19 protein-coding genes are annotated in these 18,939 nt (G+C 64.7%); 10 read left to right on the top strand and 9 right to left on the bottom strand.

Features of this window, described 5'->3' with window-relative positions; all coding sequences use genetic code 11:
* The first annotated feature begins 37 nt into the window (after positions 1-37).
* The 3 genes from C7I56_RS08745 to C7I56_RS08755 are packed head-to-tail and all read left to right on the top strand — an operon-like array spanning position 38 to position 3,824.
* On the top strand, positions 38-2,767 hold the full coding sequence (locus tag C7I56_RS08745; RefSeq protein WP_106640665.1) for an ATP-dependent DNA helicase: 2,730 nt from the start codon (positions 38-40) through the stop codon (positions 2,765-2,767).
* Positions 2,764-3,303 (top strand): SixA phosphatase family protein, encoded by a 540-nt coding sequence (locus tag C7I56_RS08750; RefSeq protein WP_106640251.1) that lies wholly within the window; start codon positions 2,764-2,766, stop codon positions 3,301-3,303. Before C7I56_RS08745 ends, C7I56_RS08750 begins: the two co-directional genes overlap by 4 nt.
* Complete coding sequence (locus tag C7I56_RS08755; protein WP_106640252.1) at positions 3,303-3,824, top strand: DUF3828 domain-containing protein; 522 nt, start codon at positions 3,303-3,305, stop codon at positions 3,822-3,824. Before C7I56_RS08750 ends, C7I56_RS08755 begins: the two co-directional genes overlap by 1 nt.
* Here the strand turns inward: C7I56_RS08755 and C7I56_RS08760 are convergent.
* The 6 genes from C7I56_RS08760 to rpmF form a co-directional block, all read right to left on the bottom strand.
* A complete protein-coding gene (locus C7I56_RS08760) occupies positions 3,821-4,546 on the bottom strand; it encodes an energy transducer TonB (RefSeq protein ID WP_106640253.1) in 726 nt (241 codons plus the stop codon). The two genes, C7I56_RS08755 and C7I56_RS08760, sit on opposite strands and share 4 nt — an antisense overlap.
* A gap of 194 nt (positions 4,547-4,740) precedes the next feature.
* A complete protein-coding gene (locus tag C7I56_RS08765) occupies positions 4,741-5,106 on the bottom strand; it encodes a MerR family transcriptional regulator (protein WP_106640254.1) in 366 nt (121 codons plus the stop codon).
* Positions 5,106-5,429: an integration host factor subunit alpha gene (locus C7I56_RS08770; RefSeq protein WP_245409653.1), complete on the bottom strand. Its 324-nt coding sequence runs from the start codon at positions 5,427-5,429 to the stop codon at positions 5,106-5,108. Before C7I56_RS08770 ends, C7I56_RS08765 begins: the two co-directional genes overlap by 1 nt.
* Before the next feature lie 84 nt (positions 5,430-5,513).
* Positions 5,514-6,473, bottom strand: coding sequence for a beta-ketoacyl-ACP synthase III (locus C7I56_RS08775; RefSeq protein WP_106640255.1), 960 nt, complete (start codon positions 6,471-6,473; stop codon positions 5,514-5,516).
* Entirely contained in the window at positions 6,470-7,519 is a 1,050-nt protein-coding gene (plsX, locus tag C7I56_RS08780) for a phosphate acyltransferase PlsX (protein WP_106640256.1), read from the bottom strand. The genes C7I56_RS08775 and plsX overlap by 4 nt, the downstream gene beginning before the upstream one ends.
* A gap of 30 nt (positions 7,520-7,549) precedes the next feature.
* On the bottom strand, positions 7,550-7,729 hold the full coding sequence (gene rpmF, locus C7I56_RS08785) for a 50S ribosomal protein L32 (protein WP_106640257.1): 180 nt from the start codon (positions 7,727-7,729) through the stop codon (positions 7,550-7,552).
* 193 nt (positions 7,730-7,922) lie between these two features.
* Between rpmF and C7I56_RS08790 the strand changes: the two genes are divergently transcribed.
* Complete coding sequence (locus C7I56_RS08790) at positions 7,923-8,384, top strand: MAPEG family protein (protein WP_106640258.1); 462 nt, start codon at positions 7,923-7,925, stop codon at positions 8,382-8,384.
* Here C7I56_RS08790 and C7I56_RS08795 read toward each other — a convergent pair.
* Both C7I56_RS08795 and C7I56_RS08800 read right to left on the bottom strand, forming a co-directional pair.
* Positions 8,345-9,265, bottom strand: a complete 921-nt coding sequence (locus C7I56_RS08795) for a cation diffusion facilitator family transporter (RefSeq protein ID WP_106640259.1) — start codon at positions 9,263-9,265, stop codon at positions 8,345-8,347. The genes C7I56_RS08790 and C7I56_RS08795 overlap by 40 nt on opposite strands.
* A complete protein-coding gene (locus tag C7I56_RS08800) occupies positions 9,262-9,717 on the bottom strand; it encodes a hypothetical protein (RefSeq protein ID WP_106640260.1) in 456 nt (151 codons plus the stop codon). Before C7I56_RS08800 ends, C7I56_RS08795 begins: the two co-directional genes overlap by 4 nt.
* A 144-nt stretch (positions 9,718-9,861) precedes the next feature.
* Between C7I56_RS08800 and C7I56_RS08805 the strand changes: the two genes are divergently transcribed.
* From C7I56_RS08805 to C7I56_RS08815, 3 genes are all read left to right on the top strand, one after another.
* On the top strand, positions 9,862-13,041 hold the full coding sequence (locus C7I56_RS08805) for an amidohydrolase family protein (protein ID WP_106640261.1): 3,180 nt from the start codon (positions 9,862-9,864) through the stop codon (positions 13,039-13,041).
* A gap of 212 nt (positions 13,042-13,253) precedes the next feature.
* Positions 13,254-13,568 (top strand): PilZ domain-containing protein, encoded by a 315-nt coding sequence (locus tag C7I56_RS08810; RefSeq protein WP_106640262.1) that lies wholly within the window; start codon positions 13,254-13,256, stop codon positions 13,566-13,568.
* A 67-nt stretch (positions 13,569-13,635) separates the two neighbouring features.
* A complete protein-coding gene (locus C7I56_RS08815; protein WP_199792375.1) occupies positions 13,636-15,090 on the top strand; it encodes an AMP nucleosidase in 1,455 nt (484 codons plus the stop codon).
* Between the two features lie 127 nt (positions 15,091-15,217).
* On the opposite strand, the gene C7I56_RS08820 is transcribed toward C7I56_RS08815, so the two are convergent.
* On the bottom strand, positions 15,218-15,865 hold the full coding sequence (locus C7I56_RS08820) for a queuosine precursor transporter (RefSeq protein WP_106640263.1): 648 nt from the start codon (positions 15,863-15,865) through the stop codon (positions 15,218-15,220).
* Between the two features lie 118 nt (positions 15,866-15,983).
* Between C7I56_RS08820 and C7I56_RS08825 the strand changes: the two genes are divergently transcribed.
* Genes C7I56_RS08825 through C7I56_RS08835 form a run of 3 tightly spaced genes read left to right on the top strand, consistent with a single transcriptional unit; the run spans position 15,984 to position 18,833 of the window.
* The gene (locus tag C7I56_RS08825; RefSeq protein WP_106640264.1) at positions 15,984-16,973 is read left to right on the top strand and encodes an adenosine kinase; all 990 of its coding nucleotides are present in this window, start codon (positions 15,984-15,986) and stop codon (positions 16,971-16,973) included.
* Entirely contained in the window at positions 16,970-17,539 is a 570-nt protein-coding gene (locus C7I56_RS08830; protein ID WP_106640265.1) for an LOG family protein, read from the top strand. The genes C7I56_RS08825 and C7I56_RS08830 overlap by 4 nt, the downstream gene beginning before the upstream one ends.
* A 31-nt stretch (positions 17,540-17,570) precedes the next feature.
* A complete protein-coding gene (locus tag C7I56_RS08835) occupies positions 17,571-18,833 on the top strand; it encodes a NupC/NupG family nucleoside CNT transporter (RefSeq protein WP_106640266.1) in 1,263 nt (420 codons plus the stop codon).
* Positions 18,834-18,939: the final 106 nt, after the last annotated feature.

Consider the following 18,939-nt stretch of genomic DNA (forward strand, 5'->3'; position numbering starts at 1 on the left):
TGTTGCCCTTTCGTTCCGGCTGTCCCAAATGGAGCGGATGACGGCCTCTTTGCCTTATCCGGCGCTCTACGCAACCCATGGCGGCATCTGGATCGCCGATCGGCAAGGCGAGGTGCGTGGCGTCGGGCGCGGCGAGGCGATAGCGCGGGCGGCCGAAACGCCGATGGTGATGCTGAATGCGCCGCTCGTCGGGCAGCGCCTGGGCTATCCGGATCTGTCGGGACTCGATCTGCTGGAATTGTTCGCCTTTGTGCATCCCGCGCGGTTCGTGGTGCCGACGCCCAAGGGGCTGGCTGCGGCATTGAGCCTTGATCCGCCGGAAGATGACACCAATGCCGCTGCTTTCCTGCTGAAGGCGGCCGAGGCGCTGCTGGCACGGATCGAGGCTGCGGATTGGCCCGAGCGCGAGGGTGCCTGGGTCTCGGCGCAATCGCTCCACCGGCTGCGCTGGCCGTGGGGGGCGGCGGTGGCGCAAAGGCTGAAGCGGCCGGAGCGGGATGAGCGATGGCTGTTTTCCAAGCTTCCGGAATGGGAGGAAGGCGGCGCACGCGGACAGCCGAAGCCGGTGCGGGTGGCGGCGGATGAGGCGGTGGCGCGGCTCGAACAACTGACCGGCGCGGGGGCCGAGGCGCGCGAAGGGCAGAAGGATTATGCCGCCGCCGCCGCGCAGGCCTTCGGGCCGCGCGTCGCGGAGGGTTTACCCAACATGCTGCTCGCTGAGGCGGGGACCGGGATCGGCAAGACATTGGGCTATCTCGCGCCTGCTTCGCTCTGGGCGGAGAGTGCGGACGGAGCGGTGTGGGTGTCGACCTATACCAAGGCGTTGCAGCGGCAATTGGACCGGGAGGGGCTGCGGCTGTTTCCCGACGCGGCGGAGCGGAAGAAGAAGGTCGTCGTCCGCAAGGGACGGGAAAATTATCTCTGCCTGCTCAATCTTGAAGACGCACTACAAGGAGGATTTGCGGGCCGCGCGGCGATCCTCGCGCAATTGGTGGCGCGGTGGGCGGCCTATTCGAAGGATGGGGACATGGTGGGCGGCGATATGCCGGGCTGGCTCCCCACCCTCTTTCGGCGCGCGGGATCGACGGCGCTGACCGACCGGCGCGGCGAATGCGTCTATGCCGGATGCCCGCATTACCGCAAATGCTTCATCGAACGGGCGGCGCGGGCGAGCCAGGATGCCGACATCGTCATCGCCAATCACGCACTAGTCATGGTCAATGCGGCGCGGGGCCGCGAGGCAGGGAATACGCCAACGCGGCTGATCTTCGACGAAGGCCATCATCTGTTCGACGCGGCGGATTCGACGTTCGGCGTCGCGCTCAGCGGGCAGGAAGCGATCGAAATGCGGCGCTGGCTGATCGGGCCGGAAGGGAAATCGCGCGGGCGCAGACGCGGCCTGTCGGCGCGGCTGAGCGATGTCGCATCCTATGACGAGCAAGGAGCGCTGGCGCTGGACGCGGCGGTGCAGGCGGCTGGGCTGCTGCCGGGCGACGGCTGGATCGGGCGGATCGCGGAAGGGTTGCCGTTCGGGCCGCTCGAAAAGCTGCTGAGCGCGGTGCGCGGATCGGTCTATGCACGGGCTTCGGCGCAGGATGCGGGCTATGGGCTCGAGACCGAAATGGCCGAGCTTGACGGTGATATCGTCGCGGCCGCGCAGCCTGCCGCCGAAGCGCTGGAAGCCCTGATGCGGCCGCTGATGGCGCTCGCGAAAAGGCTGGAGGCGGTGCTGGAGGATGCGCCCGACTGGCTCGACGCGCAGGCGCGGGCGCGGATCGAGGGCGCGATTGCTGGACTTTCGTGGCGGACGCAGACGCTTGCCGCCTGGGTTGCGCTCGTATCGCGCCTTGGCGGGCCCGCCGATCCGGATTTCGTGGATTGGCTTGGCGTCGAGCGGGTGGACGGGCGCGAATTCGATATCGGACTCCATCGCCGCTGGCTCGATCCCACGCGCCCGCTTGCCGAGACGGTGCTGAAGCCCGCTCATGGCGTGATTGTTACCTCGGCTACTCTACGTGGGTCCGAGGATTGGGCGGCTGCGGACGCGCGGACGGGCGCCTGGCATCTCGACCGGCCGCCGTTGCACTTCGAAGCGCCGAGCCCGTTCGATTATGGCGCGAACAGCGAGGTGCTGGTGGTGACGGATTTGAAACGCGGAGATATTCCGCAGCTTTCCGGCGCCTATGCGCGACTGATCGAGGCGGCTGGCGGCGGCACATTGGGACTGTTCACCGCGATCCAGCGGCTGAAGGCGGTGCACGCGCGGATCGCGGACCGTTTGGCCCGGGCGGGCTTGCCGCTCTACGCCCAGCATGTCGATCCGATGGATACCGGCACTTTAGTGGACATATTCCGCGACGATCCACGCGCGTCGCTGATCGGCACCGACGCGCTCCGGGACGGGGTGGACGTCCCCGGCCATTCGCTGCGCCTGGTCGTCATGGAGGGCGTGCCCTGGCCCCGGCCCACCGTGCTTCACGCCGCAAGGCGGGCGGCGGGCGGGGGATCGGCCTATGACGACCGGGTGGTGCGGGCGCGGCTCGCCCAAGCCTTTGGGCGCCTTATCCGGCGGGCGGAGGACAAGGGCATGTTTGTGCTGCTGTCGGCGGCGACGCCGTCCCGGCTGCTTACCGCCTTTCCGCCCGGCGTGGCGATCAGCCGCGTGACGTTCGATGAAGCCGTGGCGCGGGTGCGTGAGCGGCTTTCCCATGAAACCTTTTTGGTGCAGGATCGCTCCGACGCTACGGCATCCCAAGGGGCGAAATGAAAATCCTGACGCTGTTGCGCCACGCCAAATCGACATGGGACGACCCCGTGGCGCGCGATTTCGACCGGCCGCTGAACCGGCGCGGACGGCGGGCGGCGCAGACCGTGGGGCGGGAGATGCAGGCGCAAAAGCTGCGCTTCGACGCGGTGCGCGCCTCGCCCGCCGTCCGCGTGGTCGAGACGCTGGACGATGTCGAGACCGGTTTTGGCAGGGCGCTTTCGCCCGATTACGACCAGCGCCTGTATCTGGCGGACGCGGAAACCTTGCTCGAGATCGTGCAGGACACTGAAGACACGGTCGAGCGCCTGATGATCGTCGGCCATAATCCGGGGCTGGAACGGCTAGCGCTGATGTTGACAGCCAGCGGCGCACTGCGCGAGGAAGCTGCGGTCAAATATCCGACAGCGACCTTGGCGGAAATTGTGTTCGCCGTGGAACGCTGGCGCGACGTGACCGAGGGCGGCGGCACGCTCGCGCGTTTCATCCGCCCGCGCGATCTCGATCCGGAACTGGGGCCGGACGAGGACAGCTATTGATGGGGAAATATATGAAGTTCGCAGCAGCATGGCTTTGCCTGATCGCCCTTGCAGCGCCCGTGCAGGCAGTTCCGCTGACCGCGCCGCCCGCCGAGGCGCCGGTGGCGCGCGGCGTCAAGGATCCGCGCGCATTCGTGCAGGCGCAATATGCACAATATATCAAGGCGTCCGCCGACCCTGCAATGGATGTGCCCACGGTCGATTTCGCCATGAGCCCCGGCCTGTTCGCGCTCATCGAAAGAGACCGGGCGGAATCGGATGGCATGTCGCCGCGTCTCGATTTCGATTATTGGGTGAATGCCCAGGAGATTGCGGTCAAATCGGTGAAGGTGGCCGAACGACCCAAGAAGGGCGGAAAGCGCATCATCCGCGCGACGTTCAACAATGGCCGTCCCCAAACCATCGACTTTTATTTTGTCGCGCAGGACGGCCAGTGGGCGCTCGACGATGTCGTCAACGCGGCCAAGACCGCCGAGGAACGCTGGACGCTGCGCGAGATTCTGAGCGGCCCGCGCCCCTAATCGCGTTCCAGCCACCAGCGCTGGACCCAGCCTTTTTGATCCGCGACCGGACGGCCTGATGCATCGCGCGCGGGCTCGAAGCGGTAGCGCTGCTGGATGAGGCGGCAGGTGGTGGCGTCGAGATCGGCGCTGCCGCTTGAGCGCAGGACCGTGCAGGCGCCGACGCGTCCATTGGGCTCCACGGTGAAGCGGACGAGCACTTCGCCTTCCACGCCTGCTCGTTTTGCCGCGCGGGGATAGTCGGCATTGACGATGCGGCCCGCAGTCTGGCGCGCCTTGACCGCCGCGCCGCCCCCGCCGCTTCCCGCTCCCGATCCGCCGCTGCCCGTCCCGGTCCCTGCTCCTCCCGCTCCGGTCCCAGGGCCCGCCAGGTCCGAAGCGCCGACCGATGGCATCGCCCCCTCACCCGCGCGCGTCGCTGCCGTGACAGGCGGCGGCACCGGCAGCGGAACTTCCGGTTTTGGCGCGACGATCGGAGCGGGCTGCGCCTTAAGGCCCGGAGGCGCGGCGGCGCCTTCGGGGTCCGATGCCGCCCGGGGTGCGGGCGCCGGGGGACTGGGAGGGGGAAGGTCAGGGGCAATATCGAAAATGGCGAGTGGCCGATCGGCAACCGGAAGCAAGCTTGAGTTGAGCCCGGCAAGAAAGGCATAGCCAAATAAGGCGTGGAGCGCGGCCACGCCGAGGATCGACAGGCCTTTGTCCCGATTCGCCACGTTGATCATGCCTGCGATTATATCAGGACGGGCTGTGTGGGGGCTGAATAGAAGACCCGATTTGCCCTGAATGATCGTAACTTCCCGCCACCGCTAGTCCTGAGCCTGTCGAAGGACGGCTCTAGCTGGAACGGGGTTGGCCTGCGGCCGCCTTCGGCCCGACAGGCTCAGCCCTAACGGGGTTGAGAGGGCGGTTCCCTCTTTTAGTCTTCCAACGCCTTTGCAAGGAGGTTGCGGAGCGCCCTCAGCGCTTCTGCGGTGGTTGCCGGAAGAGCGGAATCGGTAGGCGGCGGTGCGGTCGGCGTGGGCCCGGGCTCTCTTTCACCCTTCCCCGCCAGCAATTGCTGGACACCGCGTATCGTATAGCCTTCGCGCTCCAGAAGCTGGTGGATGCGGCGGGCGAGCGCGACGTCTTCCGGCCGATAGTAACGGCGGTTTCCGGCGCGCTGGAGCGGCTTTAACTGCGGGAAACGGGTTTCCCAGTAGCGCAGGATGTGCTGCTGGACTCCAAGCTCGGCGGCGACTTCGCTGATCGTGCGGAAGGCGCCTTCGGTCTTGGAGACTCCCATCAGTCGCCGCTGACGATCCGCTCCCGCATCAGCTGGCTGGCGCGGAAGGTGAGGACGCGGCGCGGCGCGATCGGCACTTCGACGCCCGTCTTGGGATTGCGGCCGATACGTTCGCCCTTGTCGCGCAGGATGAAGCTGCCGAAACCCGAAATCTTGACGTTTTCACCGTCCGACAGCGCGGCGCACATATGGTGGAGGATCCGCTCGACAATGTTGGCGGATTCAGCGCGCGACAGGCCGATTTCCTGATGAACCACATCAGCCAGGTCAGCGCGCGTCAACGTACCGGCCTTGGGCTGCCTCATCACTCCTGCATCCGCCATAATATTTCCCCTTCCCCGAAAAATTCCCCGCGCGGACATTAGGGACGGTTTCGAAACAGTCAATCCGCGCTTTGCCCTTTAAAATCAATAACGCGCGATGGCCGCACCCCAGGTAAAGCCGCCGCCCATCGCTTCCATGACGATCAGGTCGCCCTTCTTGATTCGGCCGTCGCGCACTGCGGTATCGAGCGCCAGCGGCACCGAAGCGGCGGAGGTATTGGCGTGCTGGTCGACCGTTACGACCACTTTCTCCGGCGCAAGGCCGAGCTTCTTGGCCGTCGCATCGAGGATGCGCTTGTTCGCCTGATGCGGCACGACCCAGTCGATTTCGTGTGGCTGGTGGCCGGTAGCGGCGAGCACTTCGTTGAGGACATCGGCAAGGTTCACGACCGCGTGGCGGAACACTTCCTTGCCCTTCATGCGCAGCTTGCCGACCGTCCCGGTGGTGGACGGGCCGCCATCGACATAGAGAAGTTCATTATGACGCCCGTCGGCGTGGAGCCGCGTGGCGAGGATGCCGCTGTCTTCCGTGTCCTCGGCCTTCAGGACCAAGGCGCCCGCGCCGTCGCCGAAGAGAACGCAGGTGGCGCGATCCTCCCAATCGAGGAGGCGGCTGAAGGTTTCGGCGCCGATGACGAGCGCATAATCGGCCATTCCGCCCTTCACCATATTGTCGGCGACGGAGAGGGCATAGAGGAAGCCGGTGCAGACGGCGGCGACGTCGAAGGCGATGCAATCGTTGATGCCGAGCGCGGTTTGCACCTTGGTGGCGGTGGCCGGGAAGGTCTGGTCAGGCGTCGCAGTAGCCAGCACGATGAGACCGATCTTGTCCGCAGGCACGCCAGCGGCGGCCAGCGCCTTCTTGGCGGCCTCCGTCGCGAGGGTGGCGGTGGTTTCGCTCGCATCGGCAATGTGGCGCTGACGGATGCCGGTGCGCTCGACGATCCATTCGTCGCTGGTGTCGACCTGCTCGGCAAGCTGCGCATTGGTGACGCAACGCGCCGGAAGGGCCGAGCCTGTGCCCGCGATGACCGAACGCCTCATTTCGAGGGCCCTCCATTGATGTGATCGGACGGGAAACGGCCGAGATCGTCCATGATCTTTCGCGTCAGATCCTCGCGCACCATGCGCGCGGCGACGCGAATCGCATTGGCGACGCCCTTCGCATTGGCATTGCCGTGGCTTTTGACGACGAGGCCATTGAGGCCCAGGAAGACCGCGCCATTATGATTGTTGGGATCGAGATGGTGCTTCAGAAGCTCGGTCGCCGGACGCGAGATGAGGAAGCCGATCTTCGAGCGGACCGAACTGGTGAAGGCACGCTTCAGGAGATCGGTGACGAAGCGGGCGGTGCCTTCGGCGGTCTTCAGGGCGATATTGCCGGAAAAGCCGTCGGTCACGACCACGTCGACATCGCCCCGCGCGATCTTGTCGCCTTCGATGAAACCGTCAAACTGCATGGAAAGATCGCCGGCCGCGCGAAGGGCGGCGGCGGCGTCCTTCAATTCGTCCGTGCCCTTCAATTCCTCGGTGCCGATGTTGAGGAGCTGTACGCGCGGACGATCCAGCTCCAGGATCACGCGGGCATAAGCCGCGCCCATCACGGCGAACTGGATGAGGTTCCGGGCGTCAGCCTCGGTATTGGCGCCAAGGTCGAGCATGACGATGTCATTATCGCCAAGCGTCGGGAGAAGGGCCGCAAGCGCCGGGCGGTCGATGCCGGGAAGGGTGCGCAGCGCCAGCTTCGCCATCGCCATCAGGGCGCCGGTATTGCCGCCCGACACGGCGGCATCGGCGCGGCCTTCCTTCACGGCGGCGATGGCCTGGCCCATGGAGGTGGTCTTGGCGCGGCGGATTGCCTGGCTCGGCTTTTCGGTGCCCGCGATCACATCGTCACAATGGACGATATCGCAAACGGCGGCGAGTGCCGGGTACGCGGCAAGTTCAGCGCGAATCGCGCTTTCGTCGCCAAAGATCAGGAAGTGGAGGTCGTCGCGCCGTTCGAAGGCGAGAGCGGCGCCGGCCACCAATATGGCCGGGCCGACATCGCCACCCATCGCATCAATGGCGATCCGTGGCGAGCTGCCCACGCGCAACGCCTCCCTTAAAATCCGCTTGTCTTATGCCTCGACGGGCAGGACTTCGCGGCCGTTATAGTGACCGCAGGCCGTGCACAGATTGTGCGGGCGGTAAAGCTCGCCGCAATTCGGGCATTCCTGGAAGGCTTCGACGCGCAGCGCGTCGTGGCTGCGGCGCATGTTGCGCTTCGAGGGCGAAGTTTTTCTCTTAGGGACGGCCATCCTGGCACCTGTTCCATTGATTCGTGTTGATGCGGGCGAAGCGGGAGGCCTAGGTCAACGGCCTAAGGGGCCGCGGGCCTGGGCGGCCTTCTGCTCGCTCTTGAGCGATGGGGCCTATACCGATTTTCCCCGCTGTTGCAAGCGCCGCCTCTTCGTGCGAGCGGGGCAATAGATGATTTTGGGAGGGCCATTCATGATATTGCCGATCACGCTGACCATTGCCGGCGCAGCAGCTTTGCTCAACCAGTGGCTCGCCTGGCGGGTGGGACAGATGCGCCGTCATCACAAGGTTCTGATCGGAGACGGCGGCCACAAGATGCTGACTGCGCGTATGCGCGCCCAAGCCAATTTCGTCGAGTATACGCCGTTTTTCCTGATCCTCCTCGGCCTCGTTGAACTGGCGATAGGGCAGGCGACCTGGCTTTGGGTGGTGGCAATCACCTTTATCGTCGGGCGCATCCTCCATGCGTTCGGCATGGATCGGGACGCGATGAACAAATCCCGGGTTATCGGCATGATGTTGACCTTGGGACCGCTGCTCGGCCTCGCCATCTACGCGATCGTGCTGGCGTATAGTCAGCCGGCGCCGGGCGAGATGGACCTGCGCCCAGTCGATCAGCTTTCCTCGCCTGGGGGCGGCACGAAGCTTAACTGAGCGAGGCGCCAGCGTCGCTCCGGCGGGCCGGGCCATAATGTCTCGAGATCGGGCAGCGTGGCGGGAGCTTCCGCCCGCACCTCGGCATGGATGAAGCGGCCCATTTCGCGCAGGCGCACGTCCGCACCGGGGAAGCGGACGGCCAAGGCATTGCGAAGGAGCGCGGCATCATCGGCGATGTCCGCATTTTCGAGCTTGCGGGGTGCGCCGTCGACCAGCTCGGCGGTGGCGACGCGAAGCGCATTGAGGCCGTCCTGGAGAATGCTGACCGAGATGAGCGCGGCGGCGAGCGCGTCCGCCCACCAATAGCCGAACCCCAGACCGATCACCCCCGCGACACCGGCAAGGCCCGTCATCCAATCGGCCTTCTGCATCATCGCATCGGTATGAAGAACCTTGTCCTGCAGACGCCGGGCGACAGGGAGCTTCAGACGGCCGAGGATGAAAGGCGGCACGACCGAATAGACGAGCGCCGCAACCATCAGCCAGCCGGACCAGAGGCTGTTCCCGAACAGGGTGACGGGCGGGATGGTCGCATGGTCCTTCGACAGCAATGTCATCGTCGATTCGATGAGCAGGCTTGCGCCGACCGCGCTCAAGGCCACGGCGGAGATGAGGAAGGCAAGGCTGTTCACCCGCTTGAAGCCGAAGGGGAAGCGACGGGTGGGCGGACGATGTTCGAAATGAAGCGCGATGAGGAAGACGATGGCCGGGACCATGCTCAACATGTCCTCGATCCACGCGGTGCGCATCGCCTGACTCGATCCGGCGGTAAGCCCCATCACGGCGACGATTGAGGCGAGCCAGGCAAGCGTCCACCATTCGAGGCGGATGGCGCGGCGAAGGTCCGGTTCGATTTCGGGCGGGATGGGACGGGTCATTGCCTGCTACCCAAACGCGCTTCGGTCAGTGCTTCGGCCTCACGGTGGAGGAGGCCGATCCATTCATTCTCGCCATTGCGCGCGGCGGCGAGGAGGAGGATGTTGCCGTAGGGGGTCATGCGTTCGGCGAGCGGCGGCATGAAACTCACCCGCGTAACCCAGGGCGTCGTGGGTGAAAATTCACCGATAAGAAGGTCGATCTCCCCAGCTTCCAGCTTGCCGATGAGCGATTCGGCCGTGCCGCTTTGGACGATGGCGCGGGCACCGGCGCGGCGGGCGACGGCGGCGAGATAGGCGCGCTCCAGATCATTGCCGTCCCGCCCCGCGACGATGCCGGCACGGACGATCTTTTCGGCCCGGATCCTGTCCAGCGTCCCTTCCGGGTCGCGCGGAAGAGAATCGCAGGCGGCGGCAAGCAGGAACAGACTGGCGATAAGCAAGCGCGCGATCATTTCGGATCGACAACGCCGGGCAAAGAGAAGGCGTTCCAGCGCTTTGGCGCGGCGCTTCCGTTTCTTACGCTCAAATCCTTGCCTTCACCCCCTCTTCATTGCACCACTCGCCCCCAAGAAAATATCTGCCGGGGAGTTCCACACATGTTGAAGCGCGTTGCAGCCCTGTCGCTGCTCCTTTTGTCCACGACCGCAATCGCTGCCGACGACAAGGCGAAGTGGGACGTCGCCAAGCCGCCGCTGAAGACGCGCGAGGTGAAAGTCGACACGAGCGAAGGCACGTGGATGAACCTGGACGTAAGCCCGGACGGACGCACGATCGCCTTCGACCTCCTTGGCGACATCTATGTGATGCCGATTACGGGCGGCACCGCCAAGCGGATCGCGGACGGCCTCGCCTTCGATCAGCAGCCGCGTTTCTCGCCGGACGGGCGGCAGATTGCGTTCACGTCCGACAAGGGTGGCGGCGACAATATCTGGATCATGAATGCCGACGGATCGGGCAAGCGGCAGCTCACCAAGGAAAAGTTCACCCTCCTCAACAACCCGACCTGGAGCGCGGACGGCAAATATGTCGCGGCGCGAAAGCATTTCACGACGCAGCGTTCGGCGGGCACTGGCGAAATCTGGATGTACCATGTGGCAGGCGGAGACGGGGTTGTACTCGTCGAGCGGCCCAATCCGCAATTCCAGAAGGAATTGGGCGAGCCGATGTTCACGCCCAAGGGCGACGCGGTCTATTTCAGCCGCAACGTCACACCCGGCAACACATTCGAATATGCGCAGAATTCGAACACCGACCTGTTCCAGATCGAACGCTATGACCTCAAGACCGGCGAGCGGACGGTGGCAGCGTCCGGCCCCGGCGGTTCGGTGCGCCCGACTCCGTCGCCCGACGGCAAATATCTCGCCTTCGTGCGGCGCGAGCGGGCCAAGTCCAAGCTCTATGTGAAGGATCTGGCGAGCGGCGAAGAGCGCAAGATTCACGACAATCTCGATCAGGACATGCAGGAAACCTGGGCGATCACCGGCCTTTACCCGAACATGGATTGGACGCCAGACAGCCGGTCCCTCGTGTTCTGGGCGGGCGGCAAGATCCACAAGATCGATGCGGACGGTTCGAACCTTGGCGAAATCCCGTTTCGCGTTGCCGATACCCGCCAGGTGATTGATCCGGTACGGCCGGAAGTCGCGGTGGCGCCGGACAGCTTCACGACCAAGATGCCGCGTTTTGCCGTAGTGTCGCCCGATGGCGGCCAGGTTGTGTTCGAAAGCCTTGGCCGCCTTTACATCAAGGATATGGGCAATGGCGCGCCGCGCGCGCTGACCGGCGCCGATGGCGACTTCCAGCTGTTCCCGAGCTGGTCGCGCGACGGGCGTCAGATCGCCTTCGTGAGCTGGAACGACCAGCGCCTTGGCGAAGTGCGCGTCGTCGATGCGAGCGGCGGCAATATGCGGACGGTGACGGAGCAGCCCGGCCATTATCGCCGCCCGCGTTTCTCGCCGGACGGCCAGACCATCGTGTTCGAACGCGGCGGCGGCGGCGGTCTCACCTCCGATGCGTGGAGCGAGGATCAGGGCGTGTTCGCGGTTCCGGCAGCGGGCGGCGCGATGAAGCGGCTGACGCGGCAGGGCGGCAATCCGCATTTCGGCGCGACGAATGACCGCGTCTATCTCGAGCGGTCCGGCGACCAGAAGCTCCGTCTCGTCAGCGTCGACATGAACGGCAAGGATGAGCGCGTTCATGCCGAAGGCGCGATGACGACCAATTACGAGGTCGCGCCAACTGGCGACACACTCGCCTTCCGCGAGAATTACAACGTGTTTGCAGTGCCCTTTTTCGCGGGCGCCAAGGCGATCGACGCCAATTCGAAGTCGACGCAATTGCCCGTCACCAAGGCGAGCGGGGATGGTGGCCAGTTCCTGCATTGGGCAGGCAACAAGCTGGCCTGGAGCATGGGGCCGACCCTTTATACCGCAGACGCCTCCGCGCTCGTAGGATCGGGGGGCAATGATGCGCCCAAATATCTGGCCCCGGCCAAGGGCGTGTCGCTCGCGCGCAATGTTGCGGCGGACAAGCCGCAAGGCGTGGTCGCGCTCACCGGTGCCAAGGTCATCACCATGACGGGCACCGATGGCGGCGTGATCGACAATGGCGTTATCGTCATTGAAAATAACCGCATCAAGGCGGTGGGCCGCGCGGGCGAAGTCGCCATTCCGGCGGGCGCCAAGACGGTGGACCTCGCGGGCAAGACGATCGTCCCGGGCTTCATCGATGCGCACGCCCACGGACCGCAGGGTGAGGACGAGATCGTGCCCCAGCAGAATTGGGAGGCGATGGCGCATCTCGCCTTTGGCGTAACGACCGTCCACGATCCGTCGAGCACGTCGAGCGAGATCTTCCCGGCGGGCGAGATGCAGCGGGCGGGCGTGATTTTGGCGCCGCGCACGTTCTCCTCAGGCGAAATCGTCTACGGCGCGAAGATGCCCTATCGCTATGCGGTGGTGGAGGGTCTGAACGATGCCCTCGGCCATATCCGGCGCCTCAAGGCGCAGGGCGCGCACAGCATCAAGAATTACAACCAGCCGCGCCGCGATCAGCGCCAGCAAGTTGTCGCCGCCGCGCAAAAGGAAGGCATAGCCGTCGTCGCCGAGGGCGGATCGCAATTTGCGATGGACATGACGATCATCGCGGACGGCAATACGACGCTGGAGCACAACATCCCGCAGTCGATCCTCTATAAGGACGTGCTCGACTTCTTCGGCGCGACGAAGGTCGGTTATACGCCGACGCTCGGCGTCACTTATGGCGGCCTTGCGGGTGAGCCCTATTGGATCGCGCATACCGATGTTTGGAAGCACCCGCTTCTCACCCGCCACGCGCCTGCCGCCGCGCTCAATCCGGAACTGGTGCGCGTCACCAAGGCGCCGGAAGAGGATTATGTCGATGCGGTGAGCGCCGCGACGGCGAAGAAAATCGCGGAGAAAGGCGTGCCGGTATCGATCGGCGGCCACGGCCAGCAACAAGGCCTCGCCGCGCATTGGGATATGTGGTCGCTGGTGCGCGGCGGCTGGACACCGTTCGAAGCGCTGAAGGCCGGCACGGTGGTTCCGGCCAAGTCGCTGGGCTTCAAGGATATCGGATCGCTGGAGGCGGGCAAGCTCGCCGACCTCGTCATCCTTGATGCCGATCCGCTCGCCGACATCCGCAACACCGACAAGATCGCCAAGGTGATGCTGAACGGGCGGCTTTACGACGCGGCGACGCTGAACGAGGAAGTGACGGGGACGCTTAAGCGCCAGCCTTATTATTGGGAGAAGTGAGGGAACTCTCTCAGCTAAGCCCCTCCCCCTTGATGGGGGAGGCTGGGTGGGGGTGATGCCGGGATAGGTCACTGCTCTACGTCGAACATCACCCCTCCCCAACCCCTCCCCATCAAGGGGAGGGGCCCACCGGCTGAGGGGGCTCAGGCACCGTAAGGCTTCGGTAACCCTTTTCATTCATGCTCCCGCCAGAACGATGAGGGGGAGCGCCGATGCTGGCCTTGCACCACGATCAATTTGAAGGGGCGCCACAGGCGGCCATTGGCCTGACGCCCGCCGATCAGCGCTCCGAGTCGCGACGGGATGGCGTCGACGGCGCGATGCTGACCTTTCGCGGCCATCGCATTCCCGCCCAGGTGCTCAACATTTCCTCGCGCGGTACGATGATCGAATGCCCGATCGCGCCGCGCCTTGGCGAAACGATCATCGTCCAGTTCGACCGCTGCACGCCGGTTCACGCCTTCGTCCGCTGGGTGAAGGAAGGGCAATTGGGCCTGCGCTTCGGGCATGAGATCATCCTCGCCTGAACGCTTGCCCGGTCTGGCGCGGGCCAGGGAATTCTGTCACTGACCTCGCCACATCAAGAGGTGAGACGTGACGCGCATCGAAGACATTTCCGGCCTGATCGACCAACTTTGCGAGATTTCCGACAAGTCGGTCGCCTGCCTGCGCTCGGCGCTGGCCCGCTATTTGAGGAATGGCGAGCGGCCGTCAGCCGAGGACCGCGCCGACGGCATCTTCGCCTATCCCGAACTGCGCATCGATTATCGCCACGATCGCGCGGTGGAATTTCCCAACCGCTCCTTTGCGCGACTCAACCAGCCCGGCCGCTACGCGACCAGCATCGCGCGCCCGCACCTCTTCCGGGCCTATCTGACCGAGCAATTGAGCCACCTTGTACGCGATTATGAGGTCGATATTTCGGTTGGCCGGTCGGCGAGCGAAATCCCCTATCCTTACGTCCTCGACGGATCGGACGACCTGCGCCTCGACAGCGTTCACACCGCAGAACTTGGCCGCTGGTTTCCGACCACCGATCTGTCGCATATCGGCGACGAAATTGCCGACGGCATCTGGATCCAGGATCCCGACGCGCACCGGCCCTTGTCGCTGTTCGATGGCCCGCGCATCGATTTCAGCCTTGCGCGCCTCAAACATTATACCGGCACACCAGCCGAACATACGCAGCGTTACCTGCTTTTCACCAACTATGTCCGCTACGTCGATGAGTTCGTCCGCTGGTCGGTCGAGGAATTGGGCCGCGAGGGTAGCCCCTATGTCGCACTCTCGGCGCCCGGCGGCGTCTATGTGACGAAGGACACGCCGGATGCATTCGACCTCGTGTCGAACGGCACGTGGCGCAAGCATCAGATGCCGGCCTATCATTTGATCGCCGAAAACGGATCGGGCGTGACGCTCGTCAATATCGGCGTGGGGCCGTCAAACGCGAAGACGATCTGCGACCACCTTGCGGTGCTACGCCCCGAAGCGTGGCTGATGATCGGCCATTGCGGCGGCCTTCGCCCGAGCCAGACGATTGGCGATTATGTGCTCGCCCACGCTTATCTGCGCGACGATCACGTACTGGACGACGTACTACCGATCGAAATCCCGATCGCGCCGATCGCCGAAGTGCAGCAGGCCTTGTTCAACGCCACGGTCCGCGTGACGGGCGAGGAGCCCAAGGATCTGAAGCGGCGCTTTCGCACCGGCACGGTGGTGACCACCGACGACCGCAACTGGGAATTGCGCTTTGCCCAGTCGGCGCTGCGCTTCAACCAGAGCCGCGCCGTGGCGATCGACATGGAATCGGCGACGGTTGCCGCTCAGGGTTACCGCTTCCGTGTGCCTTACGGGACATTGCTCTGCGTTTCGGACAAGCCGCTTCACGGCGAGATCAAGCTGCCGGGCCAGGCGAACAGCTTTTACGAACGCGCGATCAGCCAGCATTTGCGGATCGGCATCGAAACGCTGTCGATCCTGAAAGAGGAAGGCGACAAGCTCCACTCGCGGAAATTGCGCAGCTTCGACGAGCCGCCGTTCAGGTGATTAAAGGCTGAGCCTGCCCTCCCCCGCTAGCCCTGAGCCTGTCGAAGCCCGTGTGAACCCTGCCCACGTCCTTCGACAGGCTCAGGACTAGCGGTGTTGGGTAAGAACCTGGTGGGCTATCAAAAGCTTAAGCGCGATCGAGCCGCTTGCCGAGTGCGACGAGGCCGGTGATGAGCAAAGGCACGACGACGAGGCTCAGCACCACCTTGGCCGTCGCCTGGCCCATCATCAGTTCGCCGATCGGGCGGACGCCGTAAAAGGATACGGTAATGAAGATGATCGTGTCTACGATCTGCGAAATCGCGCTGGCGATCGCGGCGCGCACGGCGAGCAGCTTGCCCGAATCGCCGAAGATCTTGGAAAACAGGTAGATGTTGAGGAATTGCGACACGCCGTAAGCGATGATGCCGGCCGCCATCAGGCGCCAGCTTTGCCCGAGGATGATCGGAAAGGCTTCCTTGGCCGGTTCGTACATCCCCTCGTCGGTCGGCAGCTGGATGACGAGCCAGATGAGCGCGATGGAGGTGAGGAGCGGGATGAAGCCGAAGCGCACCAGCCGGTTCGCCGTTTCCCGCCCGTGCAGCTCAGCCACCGTGCTACCCAAGACGACGAGCAGCAGGAATGGGAAAATGCCCGCTTCCACGGCGAGGGGCCCGAGGGCGACCTGCTTGGCGCCGAGAACGCCCGCAATGCAAGTCATGCCCCCGTAAAGGATGGCAAAGATGAAGAGGGAGCGAGTTATGGAGGGCGCTGGCGCCGCGTCGGTGCTGGTCATCGCCAACCACCTAGCCGGTTTCGGTTCACCTAAAAAGCCTTTCCATTCGCCGCCAATCGCGCCATCAGGGGCGCCACAAATCCACCCTTCAGCCTTCCACGCGAGAGTCTGCCCTTAAGTGTCTGAAATCCGACTGGACGTTTTGGCCATCGGCGACGCCGTCGTGGACGTCATAGCCACAGCCGACGATGAATTCCTGATCCAGGAAGGCCTGGTGAAGGGATCGATGCGCGTGCTCGCCCCCGAAGAAGCGACGCGGCTTTATGCCCATATGGGCCCGGCGCGCGAGACGAGCGGCGGATCGGCGGCCAATACGATGGCGGGAATCGCGGCGCTCGGCGGCAAGGCGGGCTTTGTCGGCCTGGTCGCCGCCGACCAGCTTGGCGAGGTCTTCGCCCACGACATTCGCGCGCAGGGCGTGGAGTTCGCTACTCCAGCGAGCCGGGACGGCGTTCCCACGGGCCGCTGCCTGATCCTCGTCACACCCGATGCGCAGCGGACGATGAACACATTTCCGGGCGCCGCCCATCGCCTGAGCACGGACGTGCTTGACCATGAGCAGATTCGCGGGGCCGCGATCCTGTATCTCGAAGCCTATTTGTGGCGGGCCGAGGCTCCGCGCGCCGCAATGAAGGCAGCGATGAAGGTCGCCGCGGACGCGGGCCGGAAGGTCGCCTTCACCCTGTCCGACATCGCGCTCATCGCGCTCCACCGGCAGGAATTTCTCGACCTCATCGGCAGCGGTGCGATCGACATGCTGTTCGCGAACGAAGCCGAGGCCCGCGCGCTTGCCGGCACCGACGATCTCGACGCGGCGATCGCGATGATTGCGCCGCAGGTGCGGATGCTGGTCGTCACCTGCGGATCGCGCGGAGCGATGGCGGTGGCGGGTGAAGAGCGCGCCTCCATCCCCGCAATCTGGATCGAGGAAGTGGTCGATACGACCGGCGCGGGCGATCTGTTCGCCGCCGGATTCCTCGTCGGTCAGGCGCAGGGCAAATCGCTGGAACAGAGCCTTCGCATCGGGGCGGGCGCCGCGGCCGAAATCATCTCCCATTTCGGCGCTCGTCCGGAGGTGGACCTTCGCCCGCTCGTGGAGGCGGCGTGAAGCGCCTCGCGGTCTATTGCGGATCGAGCATGGGCGCGGACCCGGCTTATGCCGATGTCGCGCGAGCGCTTGGGGAAGCCATGGCCGCGCGCGATATCGCCCTCGTCTATGGCGGCGGCAGGCTCGGCCTGATGGGCGTGGTGGCGGATGCGGTGCTTGGCGCAGGGGGCAAGGCCTATGGCGTCATTCCGCAGGCGCTGACCGACCTGGAGGTCGCCCATACCGGCCTTACCGAACTCCACGTCGTCCAGTCGATGCACGAGCGCAAGGCGAAGATGACGGAGCTGACCGACGCTTTCGTCGCGCTTCCGGGCGGTATCGGCACGTTCGATGAATTGTTCGAAGCCTGGACGTGGAATGCCCTTGGCTATCATGCCAAGCCGTTCGCACTTTTGAACGTCTCAGGCTTCTGGGACGGGATGACCGCCTTTCTCGATACGGCGACGGCGGCAGGCTTCATGTCGCCAGCGCGGCGCGGGCAATTGCTGGTCGCCAGTACGATCGACGAGGTTCTGCTGAAACTCGATGCCGCCATTGACGCGGCGGAAACAAAAATGGTCTGGTAACGGCCAGGCAGCGGGTGGGGATTTCAATCAAATGACCAGAATTTTGACCGGCCTTGCAGGCATGGCGCTTATCTTGTTGATCGCCTTCGCCCTCTCCTCCAATCGCAGGGCAATCCGCCTGCGCGTCGTCGGCGCGGCCTTCGCGCTGCAGGCGGGGATTGCAGCGCTTGTCCTCTATGCGCCCTGGGGGCGGCAGGCTTTGGCCTTTGCGAGCGGCGGCGTGTCCAATCTCTTGGGCTATGCCAATGCGGGTACAGCCTTCCTGTTCGGCGGATTGGCTTCCGATCCATTGGGGCAGAATTTCGCGATCCAGGCGCTGCCGGTCATCATCTTCTTCGCGGCGCTCATCTCGATCCTTTATTATCTCGGCATCATGCAATTCGTGATCCGCTGGATCGGCGGGGGTCTTGAGAAAGTGACGGGGGTGTCGAAGGTCGAATCGCTCTGCGCCGCGGCGAACATCTTCGTCGGTCAGAGCGAATCGCCGCTCGTCATTCGCCCCTATCTCGCGGCCCTCACGCCTTCTCAGCTTTTCGCTGTAATGGCCGTGGGCATGGCGGGCGTCGCGGGCACGATCCTCGCGGCTTATGCCGCGATGGGCATCCGCATCGACTATCTGCTTGCGGCGTCCTTCATGGCGGCGCCGGGCGGCCTGCTCATGGCCAAGATCATGATGCCGGACGGGCCAGAGCGCGCGGATGAACTGCCGCTTGGCGATGATCGGCAGGAAGGCGAACTCGCGCTCGCCGAAGCGACGCATGACGAGGAAAAGCCCGCCAACATCATCATGGCCGCCAGCCAAGGCGCGCAGACGGGTGTGAAGCTCGCCGTGGCCGTCGGCGCCATGGTGCTGGCTTTCGTGGCACTCGTCGCGCTGGCGAATGGTTTGCTGACCGGCGTCGGCAATTGGTTCGGGGTTGAAGGCCTCACCTTCCAGCGCATTGTCGGCACCGTATTCCAGCCGGTCATGTATCTGATCGGCGTACCGTGGGAAGAAGCGGCGCGAGCGGGCGGGCTGTTTGGCGAGAAAGTCGTGCTGAACGAATTCGTCGCCTTCATCAGCCTCGGCGCGCAGCAGGGCACCTTGTCGCCGCAGACCGTTGCCATCGTGACCTTTGCTCTCTGCGGCTTCGCCAATTTCAGCTCCATCGCGATCCAGATGGCGGTGACGGGCAGCCTTGCCCCCAATCAGCGGCCGGTGATCGCCAAGCTCGGCATTCGCGCGCTGATCGCAGGCAGCCTCGCAAATCTGATGAGCGCGGCGCTGGCGGGCATGATGGTGAGCGCGATTTAAGACACTCAACCGTTCGCCCTGAGCCTGTGAAGGGCTGCCCTTCCTTCCGCGCCAGCCAAGAAGAAGGACAGGGCTTCGACAGGCTCAGCCCGAACGGTTTAGGGGA

The sequence above is a fragment of the Allosphingosinicella vermicomposti genome (assembly GCF_003012815.1).
GTDB classification, from domain to species: Bacteria; Pseudomonadota; Alphaproteobacteria; order Sphingomonadales; family Sphingomonadaceae; genus Allosphingosinicella; species Allosphingosinicella vermicomposti.